The 16334-nt window shown below is 74.4% G+C and carries 15 protein-coding genes; 6 read left to right on the forward strand and 9 right to left on the reverse strand.

From position 1 onward, the window contains the following. The first annotated feature begins 43 nt into the window (after positions 1 to 43). Entirely contained in the window at positions 44 to 1627 is a 1584-nt protein-coding gene (locus C4U44_RS26130; protein ID WP_103888458.1) for an MFS transporter, read from the forward strand. A gap of 192 nt (positions 1628 to 1819) precedes the next feature. On the opposite strand, the gene C4U44_RS26135 is transcribed toward C4U44_RS26130, so the two are convergent. Then, positions 1820 to 2956 carry an epoxide hydrolase family protein gene (locus tag C4U44_RS26135; protein ID WP_103888516.1) on the reverse strand — a complete coding sequence of 379 codons (1137 nt, stop codon included), beginning with the start codon at positions 2954 to 2956 and terminating at the stop codon, positions 1820 to 1822. A 279-nt stretch (positions 2957 to 3235) separates the two neighbouring features. On the opposite strand from C4U44_RS26135, the gene C4U44_RS26140 reads away from it, so the two are divergent. After that, the gene (locus tag C4U44_RS26140; protein ID WP_103888459.1) at positions 3236 to 3988 is read left to right on the forward strand and encodes a metallophosphoesterase; all 753 of its coding nucleotides are present in this window, start codon (positions 3236 to 3238) and stop codon (positions 3986 to 3988) included. A 63-nt stretch (positions 3989 to 4051) separates the two neighbouring features. Here the strand turns inward: C4U44_RS26140 and C4U44_RS26145 are convergent, their stop codons facing one another. From C4U44_RS26145 to dnaK, 6 genes are all read right to left on the reverse strand, one after another. After that, positions 4052 to 4999 carry an NADP-dependent oxidoreductase gene (locus tag C4U44_RS26145; protein WP_103888460.1) on the reverse strand — a complete coding sequence of 316 codons (948 nt, stop codon included), beginning with the start codon at positions 4997 to 4999 and terminating at the stop codon, positions 4052 to 4054. A 156-nt stretch (positions 5000 to 5155) separates the two neighbouring features. Further along, a complete protein-coding gene (locus C4U44_RS26150; RefSeq protein ID WP_103888461.1) occupies positions 5156 to 5917 on the reverse strand; it encodes an SDR family NAD(P)-dependent oxidoreductase in 762 nt (253 codons plus the stop codon). Beyond that, positions 5914 to 6345 (reverse strand): VOC family protein, encoded by a 432-nt coding sequence (locus C4U44_RS26155; RefSeq protein WP_103888462.1) that lies wholly within the window; start codon positions 6343 to 6345, stop codon positions 5914 to 5916. The genes C4U44_RS26150 and C4U44_RS26155 overlap by 4 nt, the downstream gene beginning before the upstream one ends. A 158-nt stretch (positions 6346 to 6503) precedes the next feature. Beyond that, positions 6504 to 7598 carry a CapA family protein gene (locus tag C4U44_RS26160; protein WP_265737340.1) on the reverse strand — a complete coding sequence of 365 codons (1095 nt, stop codon included), beginning with the start codon at positions 7596 to 7598 and terminating at the stop codon, positions 6504 to 6506. A gap of 84 nt (positions 7599 to 7682) precedes the next feature. Then, positions 7683 to 8288, reverse strand: coding sequence for a nucleotide exchange factor GrpE (grpE, locus tag C4U44_RS26165; RefSeq protein WP_103888463.1), 606 nt, complete (start codon positions 8286 to 8288; stop codon positions 7683 to 7685). Beyond that, positions 8285 to 10207 (reverse strand): molecular chaperone DnaK, encoded by a 1923-nt coding sequence (gene dnaK, locus C4U44_RS26170; protein WP_103888464.1) that lies wholly within the window; start codon positions 10205 to 10207, stop codon positions 8285 to 8287. The genes grpE and dnaK overlap by 4 nt, the downstream gene beginning before the upstream one ends. Positions 10208 to 10520: 313 nt before the next feature. Here dnaK and C4U44_RS26175 point away from each other — a divergent pair, with 313 nt between their 5' ends. Then, positions 10521 to 10724: a DUF1918 domain-containing protein gene (locus C4U44_RS26175; protein ID WP_103888465.1), complete on the forward strand. Its 204-nt coding sequence runs from the start codon at positions 10521 to 10523 to the stop codon at positions 10722 to 10724. A gap of 501 nt (positions 10725 to 11225) precedes the next feature. Beyond that, positions 11226 to 12533, forward strand: a complete 1308-nt coding sequence (locus C4U44_RS26180) for an MFS transporter (RefSeq protein WP_235032364.1) — start codon at positions 11226 to 11228, stop codon at positions 12531 to 12533. A 130-nt stretch (positions 12534 to 12663) separates the two neighbouring features. On the opposite strand, the gene C4U44_RS26185 is transcribed toward C4U44_RS26180, so the two are convergent. Then, a complete protein-coding gene (locus tag C4U44_RS26185; protein WP_200823401.1) occupies positions 12664 to 13566 on the reverse strand; it encodes an alpha/beta fold hydrolase in 903 nt (300 codons plus the stop codon). Positions 13567 to 13959: 393 nt separating this feature from the next. Here C4U44_RS26185 and C4U44_RS26190 point away from each other — a divergent pair, with 393 nt between their 5' ends. Together C4U44_RS26190 and C4U44_RS26195 are read left to right on the forward strand one after the other, a co-directional pair. Further along, positions 13960 to 14943, forward strand: coding sequence for an alpha/beta fold hydrolase (locus C4U44_RS26190; RefSeq protein WP_200823402.1), 984 nt, complete (start codon positions 13960 to 13962; stop codon positions 14941 to 14943). A gap of 48 nt (positions 14944 to 14991) precedes the next feature. Next, a complete protein-coding gene (locus C4U44_RS26195) occupies positions 14992 to 15261 on the forward strand; it encodes a hypothetical protein (RefSeq protein WP_103888468.1) in 270 nt (89 codons plus the stop codon). 40 nt (positions 15262 to 15301) lie between these two features. Here C4U44_RS26195 and C4U44_RS26200 read toward each other — a convergent pair whose 3' ends face one another. Further along, a complete protein-coding gene (locus C4U44_RS26200) occupies positions 15302 to 15754 on the reverse strand; it encodes a protein kilB (protein WP_103888519.1) in 453 nt (150 codons plus the stop codon). Positions 15755 to 16334 lie beyond the last annotated feature (580 nt).

The following is a 16334-nucleotide window of genomic DNA, read 5'->3' on the forward strand; positions in this document are numbered from 1 at the left end:
CCACCTCCTCACCCGCACGACAGAGCACTGGGAAGGAAGCCCCATGCCCGACTCCGGAGCGGTCGCGCCGCCCGCCGCCCCCGCACGCGTCACCAGCCTCGACACGGCGACCATCGTCGCCGTGGGGTTCGCGGTCTGCCTGGCCCAGATCGGCCTGGCCGTCCCCGCGACGCTGAACGGGACCTTCCAGACGGTCCTGCACCCCACGGGGGCCTCGCAGTTGGACTGGATATCCGACTGCACCCTGCTGCCGATCGCGGCGCTGGAGCTCACCTTCGGCGTCCTCGGCGACCTCTTCGGCCGCAAGAAGCTGCTCGTCGGCGGCGCCCGCCTGCTCCTCGTCGGCGAGATCATCTCCGGCACCACCACCGGCATCGCCCAGATGTACGTCGGCCAGATCATCGCCGGGCTCGGCTCCGCCACCCTGTTCCCGACGACGCTGGCGATCATCGCCTCCGGCAGCCGTACCCACGCCTCCCGCGCGCGCATGATCGCCCTGTGGGCGGCGCTGCTGTCCACCGGCAACTTCATCGCCCCGATGCTCGGCGGCCTCACCGCCACCTACGGGAGCTGGCGCACGGCCTTCTGGATCATCGCGGGACTCGCTGCCGCGGACGCCGTGTTCAGCTACTCCTTCGCCACCGACTCCCGCTCCCCCGAGGGGCGTTCGCTGGACATCGCCGGGCAGAGCGCGATCGGCCTCGCGCTGTTCGCCCTGCTCTACGGGGTCATCGAGGGCCCCACGGCCGGGTGGGGCAGCGGCATCATCGTCGGGTCCTTCGTCGTCGCCGCGGCGCTGCTCGTCGCCTTCGTGGTCATCGAACTGCGGGTGGAGAACCCGCTGTTGCGCATGGACCTGTTCCGCAACCGGGCCTTCGCGCTGGCCTCGGCGGTCACGGTGCTCGGCATGTTCTCCTTCCTCGGCACCGCGTACTCCATCAGCATCCGCATGGAGGTCATCCAGCACCAGAGCGCGATGCGCACCGCCTTCGCGTTCATCCTGCTCAGCGGCCTGACGATCTTCCTGCTGCCGCTGACGTCCTTCATGATGGCCCGCTACCAGCCGCGCTGGATCCTGGGCGGCGGCTTCCTGCTGATGGCGCTCGGCCAGTTCCTCGCCTCCCATGTGGCCATCACCGACAGGACGTTGCCGTCGCTGATCGTGCCCATGGGCCTGGTCGGCGTCGGCTTCTCCTTCGCCGTCTCCTCCGTGACCGCCACGGTGGTGAACACGGTGCCACCGCAGTTCTCCGGCATGGCCGCGGCGACCACCAGCATGGTGCGCGACTTCGGCTTCGCCATGGGCCCCGCGCTCATCGGGGCGGTGGCCCTGAGCAAGGCCGCCACCCACTTCCACCACGCCCTGGCGGGGGCGCAGTTGCCCGCGGACGTCAAGGGAGCGGCCACCGGGGCCGGCCCGGTCGTGACCAACTCGGTGCCGCCGGACGTCCCGTTCAGCAAGGCCGCCCCGCTGGCCGTGCGGGCGCTGGACCACGGCTACTCGATCGGCTTCACGGTCTGCGGGATCGCCGCCCTCGCCTGCGCGGCGGTCACCGTCGCGCTGCTCGGCGGCCGCCACGAGCGGGAGGAGGAGATCGCCACGGTGGAGGCCGCGGTCGCGGTGTGAGGCCCAGCGTCCCAGGACCCGTGCGGCGCTCATGGAGCGGGGTGGGCAGGGGAATCGCCCACCCCGCTTCTCGGCGGTCGGTCCTTCCGGGCGCGACGCCTGCGCGATCCACCACCTGGCGCTCCGGCATCGCGGAGTACTGAACCTCCTTGCCGGCCTTCACCCACTCATAGGTGCGGCGCACCGCCGGCGTTACGCGCCCCGGGTCGCAGCAGGTGCCGTGGTGGCCGGCCCGTCGCCGTCGGCCTCCTTGACGCGGGCGAGGAAGAAGTCCCGCACGTCGCCGGCGAGGAGGTCGGGCACCTCCATCGCGGCGAAGTGGCCGCCGCGCGTGAACTCCGACCAGTGCCTGATGTCGTAGAGCCGCTCGGCCAGCGGCCGCACCGGCAGGGTGATGTCGTGCGGGAAGACCGCCACGCCGACCGGCACCGGGCACGGCTCGATCCGCCGCGGGGTGTCGTGGTGCAGCCGCGCCGAAGATGCCGCCGTGGCGGTCAGCCAGTACAGCGAGACGCCGGTGAGTATCCGCTCGTCGCTGACGGGCGCGCGGGGGTCGGTCCACTGGGCGAAGCGCTCGGCGATCCAGACCAGTTGGGCGACCGGCGAGTCGGTGAGCGCGTAGCCGATGGTCTGCGGGGTGGTGGCCTGCAGGGTCTGGTACGGCGGGCGGTGCGCCATCACCTGCCGGATCCGGTCCAGCCGGGCCTCGTCGGCGGCGGACAGTTCGAGGGTGCCGTCCGGGAGCGGCCGGGTCGGCAGGTAGTTGACGTGCACTCCGACGACCCGCTCGGGGGCCACCGCGCCCAGCGCCGTCGAGATGCCCGAGCCGAAGTCGCCTCCCTGGGCGCCGTAACGCGTGTACCCGAGCCGCCGCATGAGTTCGGCCCAGGCCCGCGCGACGCGGGTGATGTCCCAGCCGCGCTCGTGGGTCGGACCGGAGAAGCCGTACCCGGGGATGGACGGGATCACCAGGTGGAAGTCGCGTGACAGCGGCCCGATCACGTCGAGGAACTCCAGGAACGAACCGGGCCAGCCGTGGGTGAGGATCAGCGCGAGCGCGTCCGGCCGCGCGGAGCGGACATGGACGAAGTGGATGTTCTGGCCGTCGATCTCGGTGGTGAAGTGCGGGAGTTCGTTGAGTTCGGCCTCGTGCGCGCGCCAGTCGTAGCCGGTGCGCCAGTGCTCGGCCAGTTCCCTCAGCCGGGCCAGCGGGAACCCGTAGTCCCACCCGGCGTCGGCGACCTCGTCGGGCCAACGGGTGCGGGCGAGCCGGTCGTTCAGGTCGTCGAGGTCCGCCTGGGGGATGTCGATGCGGAAGGGCTTGATCACGGTCTCCACTCCACGTGCGTCAATGGTGGCATGAATGTTGGCCAAGCAAATGTTTGCTCGGCCAATGTTCGGTGCATGAACGATAACACGAGTGTGGGTGTGGCCAACAATGGGGGAACGGGCCACGGGGCGAACGGACTTGGTGCCGCCCGTGACGAACTCCGTTCGCCCGCCTGCCACGGGATGCGGGGGCTCGGGCACACTCGTGGGGGAGCGCGCTCGCGCGCGGGAACAGCCGTCACGGGGCCGCCGCCCCGCCACGAGCCGGGAGGAACATCGGTGCTCACCATCGCGCACATCAGCGACCCGCATCTGGACGGAGGGCCGCGGGCCGCCGAACGGGCGGCGCGGGTCGTGGCGGCCCTGCGGGCCATGCCGGGACCGGTCGACGCGGTGCTGCTCACCGGCGACGTCGCGGACCACGGCGCGGCCGCGGAGTACGACGAGGCGGCCAAACTGCTGGACCTGCCGTACCCCGTGCTCTCACTGCCCGGCAACCACGACCGCCGCCCTGCGTTCCGCGCGCACCTGCTCGGCGAGCCGGCAGCGGCGGACGGCGCCGGCGACGAGATCAACCGGGTCGTGCGCACCGAGGGCGCCGTCTACGTCCTGTGCGACTCCACCCTCCCCGGCCGGGACGACGGGGTGCTCACCGACCGGACCCTGGCGTGGCTGGACACCACGGTCGCCGAGGCGGGCCGCGACCTGCCGGTCTTCGTGTGCTTCCACCATCCGCCGGTGCGCCTGCACCTGCCGTACGTCGACCGGATCCGGCAGTCGGGCGGCGAGCGGCTCGCGGCGGTCCTGGAGCGCCACCCGCAGGTGGTCGCGGTGCTGTGCGGCCACGCGCACACCGGCGCCGCGACGATCTTCGCGGGCCGCCCGCTGCTGGTCGGCCCCGGCATCGTCTCGACCGTTCCGCTGCCGCTGGAGGGGCGGCCCGAGATCGACCTCGACCTGCCGCCGATGATCGCCTTCCACGTGCTGGACGACGAGCGCCGGCTGGTCACGCACTTCCGCGTGATCGCCTGACACCGGTGCGGTCTTCCGGCCCGGCCGCGGGGTGCGGCCGGGCCGGGACGGGCCGGACGGTGCTCAGGGGACGAGGACGATCTTGCCGTGGGTGTGGCGGCGGGCCAGCTCCTCGTAGGCGTCCTTGACCCGCTCCAGCGGGTACGTGGCCGCGATCGGGATCGTCAGGCGGCCGGAGGCGGCCAGGTCGGCCAGCTCCGCCAGCACCTCGGTGGAGGTGGCGGCCATGCTGCCCTCGGTCCTGGCGCCGTACTTCCGGGCGGCGTCGGGGGCGATGACGGTGTCGATCCGCTCCGGCGCGACCCCGAGCTCGACCGCGAGCTCGACGTACTCCGGCCCGAACAGGTCGATGAACGCGTCGATCCCGTCGGGCGCGGCGGCGCGCAGCCTCTCCGCCAGCCCGTCGCCGTACGCGACCGGGGTGGCGCCCAGGGACGTGAGGTCGTCGGCGCTGCCGGCCGAGCCGATACCGAGCACGGTCGCGCCCTTGAGCCGCAGCAGTTGGACCGCCACGGTGCCGACGCCGCCCGCCGCCGCGGACACCGCGACGATGTCGCCGTCGCCCGCGCCCACCGCCCGGACGGCTGCGTAGGCGGTGCAGCCGGCGACGTAGAGCGAGCCCGCCACCTCCCAGCTCATCGCCTCCGGCTTGCGGATCAGCTGGTCGGCGCCGACCACGACGTGGTCGGCGTGGCTGGAGCGACTGTGGGACCAGCCCAGCACCTCGTCGCCGGCGGCGAACTCCGTCACCCCGGGGCCGACCGCGTCGACCACGCCGGCCAGGTCGCTGCCCTCCCCGGAGGGGAAGGTGGTGGGGAAGACGTCCGCCAGCGCGCCGACCCGGATCGCGGTCTCGCCGGGGTTGACGGACGCCGCCCGCATCCGGACCACGACCTCGCCCTCGGCCGGTACCGGCACCTCGACCTCCGCGAGGTAGAGGACGTCCAGGTCGCCGTACCGGTCGAAGCGGACGGCCCGGGAACGGGGCGTGCCCGCCTGCGCGCCGCTCACGACGCCGCCGCCGTCGGGATCCGGGTCATCATGGCCTCCTCGTGGGCGCTCCGCCGGGGAGCGCGGTCGGTGTCGAGCCCCCCGCTCCCCTCCACCGTCCCTCCCGCACCGCGGGCGCGCCGACTGCGCTCCGCCGATCGGCGGAGCGCAGTCGGCTCAGGTCCGCAGGTAGGACGCGCCGTTGAGGTCGAGCACCGTGCCGGAGGACCACGCGGCGTCCGGCGAGGCCAGGTAGAGGACGGCGGCCGCCACCTCCTCGGGCGTCCCGACCCGTCCGAACGGGCTCTGGCCGCGCAGCGCCTCGCCGCTCTCACCGGTCATCGCGGCGGCCTGCCGCTCGGTCGCGACGAAACCCGGAGCCACGGACGCCACGGCGATCCCGTGCGGCGCCAGCGCGACGGCCATCGACTGCCCGAAGGCGTGCAGGGCGGCCTTGCTCGCGCCGTACGCGGGGAACTCGGGTTCACCGCGGAAGGCACCGCGCGAACCGATGTTGACGATGCTGCCTGGCGCGCCGCGCCCGATCAGGTGCCGCGCGACGCCGTACGTCAGGTTCGCCGCACCGAGCAGGTTGAGGTCGATCATGCGGTGCCAGATCCGCTGCCAGTCGGCGTAGGACACGTCGGCCACCGAGTGCCGGGTCCCGGCGGACGGGGCGACGGCCGCGTTGTTGACCAGGACGTCGATCCCGCCCAGCCCCGCCGCGGTGTCCTCGACGATGCGCTGCGCCTCCTGCGGCTCGCTCAGGTCGCCGGCGACCAGGACGTGGCCGGTCCCGGGCAGCCGCGCCAGGGTCTCCTCGGCGTCGTCGCGGCGGGTCGCGTAGTGCACCGCCACCCGATCGCCGTGTTCGGCGAAGGCCAGGGCCACCGCCCGCCCGATACCCCGGGACGCCCCGGTGACCAGGACCTGCCTCATCGCGCGAACACCTTCGACTCGTCGCGGAACGCCTTGAACTCCAGCGCGTTGCCGGCCGGGTCGCGCAGGAACATGGTCCACTGCTCGGCCGGTTCGCCGGGGAAACGGCAGTAGGGCTCGATGACGAAGTCGGTGCCCGCCGCGCGCAGCCGGGCAGCCAGTTCGTGGAACTCCTCGGTGGCCAGCAGCAGCCCGAAGTGCGGGACCGGTACCGCGTGCCCGTCGACGGAGCCGGTCCCGGGCGCCGCGGGGCCGCCGGTGACGAGGTGGGTGACGAACTGGTGGCCGCGCAGGTTCCAGTCGATCCAGTGGTCGGTGGAGCGGCCCTCCTCCAGGCCCAGGGTGCCGGCGTAGAACCGGCGCGCGGCGGCCAGGTCGTCCACGGGTACGGCCAGATGGACCGCGGGACGTGCGGGCGTGACGGGCATGGGAGGACTCCTCGGACTCGGCTGCGGGCGGCAGCGCGCTCGCGGGCCGGCGGAGCGCCGCGCCCGCGCCATCCTCGCTGCCCGCCGAGCCGCACGTCCAACCATGGGACCGCCGCCGGGGGCAGCCGCACCTCGCAAGCGCTACGCCGCGGGCACGGTCAGCGCACGGTGAGGGCGCCGTCGGGCCCGGCGCCGATCCGCGTGCCGAACTCCCGGCTGTACCGGTCGAGGGTGGCGCCCAGCCACCCGGCGTCCTCGGGCGGGGCGTGCTCCAGCCGCATCCTGCGCGCCCGCAGGGGCACCAGCCGCGCCTCGGCGAGCCGGCCGGTGTCCGGCTCCACCGTCACCAGGTACAGCACGCGCAGGTCGTCACGGTAGGCCTCGTAGCCGTCGATGCCCTCGTAGTCGTCGACGAGGTCCCCGCAGCCGTACAGCACGAGCCTGCCGCCGTACACCTCCAGCGGGCGCGGGTGGTGCGAGGAGTGGCCGTGCACGATGTCCACGCCCGCGTCGACGAGCGCGTGGGCGAAGCCGATCTCGTCGGGGGACACGTCGTAGCCCCAGTTGGGGCCCCAGTGGATCGAGGCGACCGTGACGTCCCCCGGCCGCCGCACCGCCTGCAGGCGCTCGGCGAACGCCGCGGCGGCGACCGACGTGGGCGCCTCGACCAGGTCGACGCCGGCCCGCTGCCCGGTGGCGGCCCAGCTCTCGGGGATGCCGCTCGACGGCATCCCGAAGGAGAACACGAGCACCCGCCCGCCGTCCTCCAGCGGCACCACGGCCGGCCGGCGCGCCCGCGCCGCGTCCGTGCCCGCGCCCGCGGTCTGCACCCCCGCGCGTTCCAGGGCGCCGAGCGTCTCCAGCAGGCCGCGCGGGCCGAAGTCCAGCACATGGTTGTTGGCCAGCGCGCAGACGTCCGGGCGGACCGCCGCCAGGCACGGCAGGTTGGCCGGGTGCATCCGGTAGTGCACGGCCTTGCCGGGGGCGAAGTCCCCGTCCGCGGTGACCGCGGTCTCCAGGTTGACCACCCGCGCGTCGGGGGCCGCGTCGTCCAGGACCGGCAGCGCCTCGCCCCATGGCATGCGGGGGCCGACCGGCCGGGGGACCGGGCCGTTGGCCGCCTCGGCCAGCTCGACGTAGGTGCGGGCGTCGCGCACCGACATCTCGCGCAGCTCGGGGTCACCGGGGTGCGGGAGAAGCTGGTCCACGCCCCTGCCGAGCATCACGTCCCCGCCGAGGAACACGGTGACCACGGCCTCTCCACCTCCCGGGCTGGGCGAACTTCGGCGCGGGGCGTACTGCGGCTCGGTTCCGCGCGGGACGGGCGCGGCGCCTGGTCAACGGCCGTCCCGGGGTCCTTCCGGCACCGGCGCGGTGACCTCCACCCGGGCCGGCCGCAGCAGCCGGTCGCCCACCCGGTACCCGGAGCACAGGATCCGCGTGCAGGTGGGGCGTTCGACCCCGCCGGAGCGGACGCAGGTGACGGCCTCGTGCACGGCCGGGTCGAAGGGATCGCCCGGCGCGCCGTACGACCGCAGTCCCAGGGCGGCGAGTTCGGCCTCCAGCACGCCGGCCACGTGCCGGAAGCCGCCGGTGACCTCGCCGTACCGGTGTGCCTGCTCGATGGCGTCGAGGACCGGGAGGAGGCCGGTGAGCACGTTGGCCACCGCGATCTCGCCCACCGCGCGGCGGTCGCGGTGCGTCCGCCGCCGGTAGCCGTCGAACTCGGACCGCAGCCGCCGCAGGTCCGCCGTGCGCTCGCCCAGCCGCGCCCGCAGCGCGTCGACCTCGCCGGCGGGGACACCCCCGCGCGGGAACGGTTCGACGTCGCCGCGACGGTGCGGCTCGATCCCCGTCCCGGTGCCGCTCCCCGGTCCCCGGTCGTCCCGGAGGACCGACAGCGGGCGCGGGGCGGGCCGTCCGGTGCCGTTCGGGCGGGTCATCCGGCGCCCTCCTGCGGCTTGTCGTCGTCGACGATCTCGGCGTCGACGATGTCCTCGTCCTTCCCGGCCGAACCGGGGCCGGCGCCGGCGGCCCCGTCGCCCTCCGCCGCGCCCGGACCGGCGGTCCCGTTGGCGTCCGCCGGGCGGCCCTGGGCCTGCGCGTAGATGGCGGCACCCACCTTCTGCGCCGCGGCGGTGACCTTGTCGGCGGCCTGCCGCAGGGCGGCGGTCCGCTCCGCGCCGTCCCCCTCGGCCGACAGCTCCTGCTTGAGCTCCGCGAGTGCCGACTCGACCTCGGCCCTGACGTCCTCGGGCACCTTGTCGGCGTTCTCGGCGAGGAGCTGGTCCGTCTGGTAGGCGACCTGCTCGGCGTGGTTGCGGGTCTCGGCGGCCTCGCGGCGCTTGTGGTCCTCGTCCGCGTACTGCTCGGCCTCGCGCATCATGCGGTCGATGTCGTCCTTGGGCAGCGAGGAGCCGCCGGTGACGGTCATCCGCTGCTCCTTGCCGGTGCCCAGATCCTTCGCGCCGACGTGCATGATGCCGTTGGCGTCGATGTCGAAGGTGACCTCGATCTGGGGCATCCCGCGCGGGGCCGGGGGCAGGCCGGTCAGCTCGAACATCCCGAGCTTCTTGTTGTACGCCGCGATCTCGCGCTCGCCCTGGAACGCCTGGATCTGCACCGAGGGCTGGTTGTCGTCCGCGGTGGTGAAGATCTCCGAACGCTTCGTGGGGATCGTCGTGTTCCGCTCGATCAGCTTGGTCATGATGCCGCCCTTGGTCTCGATACCGAGGGACAGCGGGGTGACGTCGAGCAGCAGGACGTCCTTGACCTCGCCCTTCAGGACACCGGCCTGGAGCGAGGCGCCGATGGCGACGACCTCGTCGGGGTTGACACCCTTGTGCGGGTCCTTGCCGGTCAGCTCCCGCACCAGATCGGTCACGGCGGGCATCCGCGTCGAACCGCCGACCAGGATGACGTGGTCGATCTGCGACAGCTCGATGCCGGCGTCCTTGATGGCGTTGTGGAAGGGCTCCTTGCAGCGCTCCAGCAGGTCGGCGGTGAGCTGCTGGAACTGCGCCCGGGTGAGCTTCTCGTCCAGGTGCAGCGGGCCCTCGGCGGACGCCGTGATGTAGGGCAGGTTGATCGTCGTCTCGGTGGACGAGGACAGCTCGATCTTCGCCCGCTCCGCCGCCTCGCGCAGCCGCTGCACGGCCATCCTGTCCTTGGACAGGTCGATGCCGTAGCCGTTCCGGAACTGCTGGACCAGGTGGTCCACGACCCGCTGGTCCCAGTCGTCGCCGCCCAGGTGGGTGTCGCCGTTGGTGGCCTTGACCTCCACCACGCCGTCGCCGATGTCGAGCAGCGACACGTCGAAGGTGCCGCCGCCGAGGTCGAAGACCAGGACCGTCTGCTCGCTCTCCTTCTCCTTGTCCAGGCCGTACGCCAGCGCGGCGGCGGTCGGCTCGTTGATGATCCGCAGCACGTTCAGGCCGGCGATCTCGCCGGCCTCCTTGGTCGCGGTGCGCTGGGAGTCGTTGAAGTACGCGGGGACGGTGACCACCGCGTCCGCGACGTCCTCGCCGAGGTACGCCTCCGCGTCCCGCTTGAGCTTCTGGAGCACCCGCGCGGAGATCTCCTGCGCGGTGTACCGCCTGCCGTCGATGTCCCCGGTCTCCGGGAACCGCCATTGCGCCTCGCCCATGTGCCGCTTCACGGACCGCACGGTGCGGTCCACGTTGGTGACCGCCTGGCGCTTGGCGATCTCGCCGACCAGCACCTCGCCGCTCTTGGCGAAGGCGACCACCGAGGGTGTGGTCCGCGTGCCCTCCGTGTTGGTGATCACCGTGGGCTCCCCGCCCTCCAGCACGCAGACCACCGAGTTCGTCGTGCCGAGGTCGATTCCCACTGCACGTGCCATGATTCCGCCTCCTCTGCCTCCCGGAGCCCGGCGCGGGTTCCGCCCGCCAGGAGTCCGCGAGGGGAGTGTGTACGTTTCCGGTATGCGCGGATACGCCCCTTTCCATCTTATGGAGTGCGCCCGCGGGATGCGGAGCGGAGACGTGTCCGTGCACGGGGGCGGGAGCACCGGCGGCGGGCGGGGGCGGCGTGCGGGGGCGCCCTCGGTACGGCGGATCTACGGTGGTCAGGAGGGGGCGTGGTGCGAGCCACGGGTCGGGTCGGACAGGGCGGGCGTGGCAGGCGCCGTCCGCACCGGAACAGGAGGAACCCAGATGCAGGCGAACAAGGGCGACCGGCTGCGCGTGCACGGCCGGACCGTGGGCCACGGCGACCGGCTCGCCGAGGTCGAGGAAGTCCTGGGTGAGGCCGGCGAGCCGCCGTACCGCGTCAGGTACGACGACGGGCACGAGGCGATCGTCGCGCCGGGTCCCGACTCCGTCGTCGAGCACGAGACGGAGCAGCGCCGGACCCGGTAGCCGCGGCCCTCGCGACCACGGTCGGCGCGCCGCGCCGGCCCGGACGCAGGGCACCACCTCCGCCCCGCGCGGGCGGAGGGGGAGGGGGCTGCGCGCGAAGTCCGCTCGCGAACTCCCGGCCGCGCCGGGGGACTTCACGGGCGCCGCGCCGCCGGCCCACCCCGAGGGCCCGCGCCGGTCCGATTACTGCGTCCTCCGGGGCATCCTGCCGACGCCGTACGCGTGCGGGCGGCAAACGGTCGTCCCGCGCGATATACGTCCCCCAGCGGGACTTTTCGTGTCGGCCGTCCACGGAGGGATGGAGTGGGGACCCTGGCGTTCGCGGCGTCGGCCGGCGACGAGGAGCCCGCGCGCCCGGACGGGCCGTCCTCCGACGATCGGCCTCCCGGCGATCCGCCTCCCACCGCGCCGCCACCCGGCGGGCCGCCTCCTGCGGGACCGGACCCGGGGCCCGGGCGGCGCTCCTGGGCGCCGCTCCTGGCGGTGTGCGCCGGGTACTTCATGGTCATCCTGGACGTGACGGTCATCAACGTGGCCGTACCGGTGATCGGCCGGAGGCTGTCCGCCTCGCTCACCGGCATCCAGTGGATCACCGACGGCTACACCCTGGTCTTCGCCGGGTTCCTGCTGACCGGGGGCGCGCTCGGCGACCGGCTCGGCAACCGGCGGGTCTTCTGCGCGGGCGTGGCGGTGTTCACCCTCGCCTCGGCGGCGTGCGCGTCCGCGCCGAGCGCGTCCTTCCTCGTCGCTGCACGGCTGGTGGAGGGGCTCGGCGCGGCGCTGATCGTGCCCGGCTCCCTCGCCCTCCTCCAGCAGGCCTACCCCGCGCCGGCCGCCCGCGCGCGGGCCTTCGGGCTGTGGGGCTCGATGGCCGGTATCGCGGCTTCGGCCGGCCCGCTGCTGGGCGGGCTGCTCGTGTCCACGGTGGGGTGGCGCTGGGTGTTCCTCATCAACCTGCCCGTCGGTGCGGCCTGCCTGGCGCTGACGACGCGCTGCGTCGCCCGCTCGCCGCGGCGCGCCGCCCGGGCACTGGACTGGCCGGCGCAGTGCGCGGTCGTCGCGGCGGTGGCGCTGCTGACCGCGGCGCTCAACGAGGCCGGGCGGCGCGGCTGGTCCGACCTCGCCGTGCTCGCCGGGCTGGCCCTGGCCGTACTGGCCGCCGCGGCCTTCGCGGTGCGCGAGCGGCTGGCCCGCGCCCCCGTCCTCCCGCCCAGCCTGCTGCGCTCGCGCGCGATGAGCGGGGGCGCCGTGATCGGCATGCTCTTCAACTTCGGCTTCTACGGCATGGTGTTCACCGCCAGCCTGGAGTTCCAGCACCAGCGCGGCTTCAGCGCGCTCCGCACCGGGCTGGCGCTGCTGCCCGCGGTGGTGGTGACCATGTTCGCGTCGGTCCTGTCCGGGCGGCTGACCGGCCGCACCGGCGATCGTCCGCTCGTCGTCTCCGGCATGCTCCTGGCCGCCCTGGGACTGGCCGGCTGGGCCGCGCTGGGAGCCGAGCCGGCCTATCCGCTGCTGGTGGCGCCGATGATGGCCGCGGGCTTCGGTACGTCCTTCGCCCTCACCGGCTCGACGGCCACCGTGATGGGTGCGGCGCCCTCGGCGTACTCGGGCGCCGCCTCCGCGCTGTTCAACACCACCCGCCAGATCGGCAGCGCCACCGGTGTCGCACTCGGCGGCAGCCTGCTCGCCACCGCCGGCGACTACGGCACCGGGCTGCGCACCAGCATGGCCATCGGTGCCCTCGCGTATCTGACGGCCGCGGGCATCGCCTTGCGGTGCGTGCCGGCGATGCCCGCGGCCGTCAGGTAGGCGACGACACCGTGAGCCGTCCGCCCCGGCCGGGCGGACCCGGGCGGGCAGCACCCGGGCCGCCGGCAGGTCCGGGTGCGTCCGGCAGCGGGCCGGGCCCGTGCCGGAACTCCCGTCGCCCCAGCGGGCGTCAGGCGCCGGCGGGGTCGTCCGGGAGGGTCCCGACCAGTTCCTCCAGCATGCGGTCGATCGCTCCCACGGCCACCGAGAGGTGCCCCTCACCCTGTTCGAGGTGGGCGACGGCCCTGGGGACATGCGCGGCGAGCCACCGGCCGTGCGCGAACGGCACCATCAGGTCGTCGCTGCCCTGCCAGACGAAGGCCGGCACCGTGATCTCGTCCAGGGAGAAGCCCCACGGCCGGGTGAAGGCGAGGTCGTCGTCCAGCCAGCCGTCCACGCTCAGCCGCAGCGCCTCCGCGAAGCTCGCGGCCATGTCCGCGCCGAACTCCGCGGTCAGGACCGCCCGGTCGACCGGGGGCAGCAGGGTCTCCATGCCCGTGATCAGTCCCGCCGCGTCGGTGTCGCGCAGCTGGACCGCCTCCTTCTCCAGGAACGGTCGCAGCGCGGCCTCTCCCCGAAGCGCCGCCCCGAACTCCTCGATGTTGCCCTCGCCCATTCCCGCCAGGAAGTCCACGTCCGGCAGGCCGTAGGGCGCGACTCCGGCGATGACCAGCACGCCGGCCACCCGGTCGGGCAGCCGCGCCGCCGTGGCCAGGGCGTGCGGGCCGCCGCCGGACCAGCCGGCGACCAGGCAGCGCGCGGCGCCGAGGTGGTCGAGCACGGTCCGTACGTCCGCCGCCACGTCCACGACGGCCCGCCCCGGTGCCCGGGTGGACGCGCCGTACCCCGCGCGGGAGAACGTCACGAGCCGCAGCCCGTGCCGGTGGGCGGCCCGCTCCACCGCGCGGAAGGGCGGCACCGACCCGGGCGTGCCGTGGTGGAAGACCAGCGGTGTCCCGCCCTCGGGCCCGGACACCGCCATGTCGAGCAGCCGGCCGTCAGGGGTCGTCAGCCTCGTCGTCATCGCTGTCATGCCGGAAATTGTGCACTCCTTCGGCAACGGCGGGCGACAGGGGTGCCCCTGCCCGAGGTCGTCCGGCCCGGAACCGAGGTCGCCCGGTCGGCGCGGACGCCGAGCGAGCTCGCCCGCTCACGGCGGACCTCTCGCCGGTCCCGGCGCCGGGCCGAGTCGCCGCGGAGGTCACGGCGTCCTCCGGATCGAGCAGGTGCGCGGCGGGGCGGTCGAGCGTGGCAGGCCCTGGGTGGCGCCGCGCCGGCTCGAACGCACCCCTGCGACGTGGCGCTCGCATCCCGGAATGTGCCCTGACCTCGCCCGTTGCCAAAGCGGCAAGGCTCGTCGCGTCCCCGGCCGCCGCCCCGCATGATCGAGGGGCACCGCGGCCACCGGGAACCCCGAGGAGAAGCCATGCAGCAGCCCGCACCGTCCGCCGACCCCCGCCACCGCACCGTCGAGGCACCCGCCGGACGCCTGCACCTGGTCGAGCAGGGCACCGGGCCGCTGGTCCTGCTCGTCCACGGCTTTCCCGAGTCCTGGTACTCCTGGCGTCACCAGCTCCCGGCCCTCGCGGCGGCGGGCTACCGGGCGGTCGCACCCGACGTGCGCGGCTACGGCCGTTCCTCCAAGCCGGAGGCCACGCGGGACTACCGGATGCGCGCCCTCGTCGAGGACAACCTCGCCCTGGTGCGCGCGCTGGGCGAGGAGACCGCGGTGATCGTCGGGCACGACTGGGGCGCCAACATCGCCGCCGCCTCCGGGCTGCTGCACCCCGGGGTGTTCCGTGCGGTGGGCCTGCTGAGCGTCCCCTACGCCCCGCCCGGCGGCCCCCGCCCCAGCGACGTCTTCGCGCGCATGGGCGGGGACCAGGAGTTCTACGTCTCCTACTTCCAGGAGCCGGGCCGGGCCGAGGCGGAGATCGAGCCCGACGTCCGGGGCTGGCTGGCGGGCCTCTACGCGGCCCTGTCCGGCGACACGATGCCGGCGCCGGGGGAGCCCGACCCGCACTTCGTCAGCAGCGGTGGGACGATGCGCGAACGGTTCCCCGCCGGCCGGCGCCCCTCCTGGCTCACCGACGCCGATCTCGACCACTACGCCGGGGAGTTCGAACGTACCGGCCTGACCGGAGCGCTCAACCGCTACCGGAACATGGACCGGGACTGGGAGGAGCTCGCCGAGCTCAACGGCTCGCCCCTGACCCAGCCGTCGCTGTTCGTCGGCGGCGCCGTGGACGCCTCCACCACCTGGATGTCCGAGGCGATCGACGCCTTCCCGACGACGCTCCCCGGGCTGGTCTCCTCCCACCTCGTGGACGGCTGCGGCCACTGGCTCCAGCAGGAGCGCCCCGCGGAGGTCGACCGGTTGCTGCTCTCCTGGCTCGCGGCGGTGGCGTAGCCGCTGCTCGGGCGGGCGTTGTCGGTGGCGGATGGCAGGCTGGCGGGCATGGATATGAGGTGGCTGCAGCGGCGCGTGTACGGCGCCGACCACGAGGACCCCCACCCCGGCCCGCGGGAGGGCCACGAGTACGTCGAGCTGGCCGGCGGCCCGCTCGACGGCCTGCTGCTGGACGTCACCGGCATCCCCCCGGCCGAGCGCCCCAGCGGCGCCGTGCTCGTCACCGAGATCGGTCGATTCGGCCCCGGTGGCCGGACGTTGTACGGTCCGCGGCCGGCCCGGCCCGGGATATGGGCGTGGGAGGGCGACGCGCCCTGAGCCGGTCGCGGGCGTGAAGTGCGGTGCGGCGGTGGTTCGTTCAGGCCAGGGCGCGGCCGGCGGTGTCGACCAGGGCGTCGGTGGCCTCGATGGCGGCCTCGCGCCGGGCGGCCAGCACGGTCCGGTCGGCGGCCTGGCGCAGGTCGAAGGCGGCCTGGGCCGCGGCTCGTGCGGCCTGCGCGAGGGCGGGTTCGATGACGGACACCGCGACCAGCGGAGCGGTCACCGCGGACCGCGTGGTCCGGGAGACCGCCCGCGCCGCCTCGAACGCTTCCGCGGGCGCGCCGTCGAGGCGCAGCACCTCGCGGTGCCACATCGCCCTCCGGTGGTCACCGAGCGCGGCCACCAGCTCGCCCAGCGCCGCCCGCAGGGACTGCGCCCGCTGCTCCGCGCGGGCGGCCCGCCGTGAGGCACGCTCGCTGCGGCTCTGCAGGAACCCGGTGAGCGCACCACCGAGCAGCGTGCCGGCGACCGCAATGACGCTGGACCACATCAGCATCCTCCTGGGACGACGATCGGAAGCAGGGCGAAGCCGAGCGGCCGCGCGCGTCCGGCAGGTCCGGCACCGTCCGGGCAGGGCCGGCCACGGCCGCACGATTTTCGCACGCCACCGCAGGGCGGGATGCGGTTCGGCAACTCCCGCCGTGGACCTGCGTCTTGGGCCGCCCGCAGCGGTCTCCGCCGCGTCCCGCGGGGCGTCGTCCACCGTGATCCCCACCTGCCGCTCGATCCCGGCGTTGCTGATCAGAACGTCGAGGTGCGGCGCGGCCTGCCGCAGGTGCGCGGCCGGTTCCTCGCGGCTCCGGGGATCGGCGATGTCATGGGCGAGGGTCTCCGGGCCGGGCAGCCAAGCTGGTACCGGGTGGCCGGGCCGGGGCCGGTTCCGGCGCTGCCGCCGGTGACGTGTGCGGTGCGTGCGGTCTCCCGGGCCGATCGTCGCGCCCTCCGTCACCGCCGCTCGATCCCGGCGTTGCTGATCAGAACGTCGAGGTGCGGCGCGGCCTGCCTCATATGCGCGGCCGGTTCCTCGCAGCTCCGGGGATCGGTCTCCAGGCCGGGGAGCCAAGCTGGTA

This window comes from Actinacidiphila yanglinensis (genome assembly GCF_900107965.1).
In the GTDB taxonomy this organism is placed as follows: domain Bacteria; phylum Actinomycetota; class Actinomycetes; order Streptomycetales; family Streptomycetaceae; genus Actinacidiphila; species Actinacidiphila yanglinensis.

Excerpts from the sequence above, each read along its gene's own strand:
- C4U44_RS26130 (WP_103888458.1), top strand. The coding sequence starts at position 44 with ATGCCCGACTCCGGAGCGGTCGCGCCGCCCGCCGCCCCCGCACGCGTC.
- C4U44_RS26150 (WP_103888461.1), bottom strand. The coding sequence starts at position 5,917 with ATGAGGCAGGTCCTGGTCACCGGGGCGTCCCGGGGTATCGGGCGGGCG.
- C4U44_RS26155 (WP_103888462.1), bottom strand. The coding sequence starts at position 6,345 with ATGCCCGTCACGCCCGCACGTCCCGCGGTCCATCTGGCCGTACCCGTG.
- grpE (WP_103888463.1), bottom strand. The coding sequence starts at position 8,288 with ATGACCCGCCCGAACGGCACCGGACGGCCCGCCCCGCGCCCGCTGTCG.
- dnaK (WP_103888464.1), bottom strand. The coding sequence starts at position 10,207 with ATGGCACGTGCAGTGGGAATCGACCTCGGCACGACGAACTCGGTGGTC.
- C4U44_RS26175 (WP_103888465.1), top strand. The coding sequence starts at position 10,521 with ATGCAGGCGAACAAGGGCGACCGGCTGCGCGTGCACGGCCGGACCGTG.
- C4U44_RS26180 (WP_235032364.1), top strand. The coding sequence starts at position 11,226 with ATGGTCATCCTGGACGTGACGGTCATCAACGTGGCCGTACCGGTGATC.
- C4U44_RS26185 (WP_200823401.1), bottom strand. The coding sequence starts at position 13,566 with ATGACAGCGATGACGACGAGGCTGACGACCCCTGACGGCCGGCTGCTC.
- C4U44_RS26190 (WP_200823402.1), top strand. The coding sequence starts at position 13,960 with ATGCAGCAGCCCGCACCGTCCGCCGACCCCCGCCACCGCACCGTCGAG.
- C4U44_RS26195 (WP_103888468.1), top strand. The coding sequence starts at position 14,992 with ATGGATATGAGGTGGCTGCAGCGGCGCGTGTACGGCGCCGACCACGAG.
- C4U44_RS26200 (WP_103888519.1), bottom strand. The coding sequence starts at position 15,754 with ATGTGGTCCAGCGTCATTGCGGTCGCCGGCACGCTGCTCGGTGGTGCG.